Origin of the sequence: Aphanothece microscopica RSMan92 (assembly GCF_046613545.2) — a bacterium.
Taxonomy (GTDB): domain Bacteria; phylum Cyanobacteriota; class Cyanobacteriia; order PCC-6307; family Cyanobiaceae; genus NIES-981.
Genome location: NZ_JBKKKY020000336.1, coordinates 1 through 626, shown reverse-complemented (window position 1 = coordinate 626; position 626 = coordinate 1). Strand labels below are relative to the sequence as shown.

The 626-nt window shown below is 73.6% G+C and carries 2 protein-coding genes; one reads left to right on the top strand and one right to left on the bottom strand.

Going from position 1 to position 626, the window contains the following annotated elements:
- A partial coding sequence (locus ACLD7X_RS17860; protein ID WP_425625461.1) for a hypothetical protein occupies positions 1 to 279 on the bottom strand: 279 nt, incomplete at its 3' end.
- Positions 280 to 347: 68 nt separating this feature from the next.
- On the opposite strand from ACLD7X_RS17860, the gene ACLD7X_RS17855 reads away from it, so the two are divergent.
- The coding region (locus ACLD7X_RS17855; RefSeq protein ID WP_411425033.1) for a cyclic nucleotide-binding domain-containing protein at positions 348 to 626 on the top strand (279 nt) is incomplete at its 3' end.

The following is a 626-nucleotide window of genomic DNA, read 5'->3' as shown; positions in this document are numbered from 1 at the left end:
CAGGCCCAGCGCCTCGGCGTGTTCCAGGACATGCATCGGGCCAGGATAGCCGTTGAGCTCCGCCGCCAGCGCCAGCGCCATGCCGCGCCCAGCGGCGAGGTCCGCCGCCTGTTCGGCGCTCAGCGACTTGACCGTGCGGGATTGGAGTCCGGCATAGGGCTGCGCCGCCGCTTGCGGCGGGCGGCCGTGGTGATGGGCGCCGTGATTGTGCTGGGCGGCGGCCGGCAGGGGGAAGGCGGCCAAAGCGAGGGCAGCCAGGGCGAGCGTCAGGCGAATCATCAGTCGTCTCCTGTATGGCGCGGGCGGCCTATCGCGGGGCGGGGGGTGGCGGGTATGATCCCGGTCACATGACCCTGCCGATGCTGCCCGATGGCCAGGATCGCCGCCTCGCGGCCGGCGAGATCCTGTTCCGTGCCGGCGACCCCGCGATCGGCCTGGTGCTGGTGCGTCGTGGCGCGCTGGAACTACGCCGCGTCTCGGCCGAGGGGCGCGGCGCCGTGCTGCACCGGGCGGGGCCGGGGGAAAGCTTCGCCGAGGCGTCCCTGTTCCAGCCTGCCCATCATTGCGACGGCGTGGCGGTGGTGGCGTCCGTGGTCACGATCCACCCCGCCGCGTCCCTGCGCCAG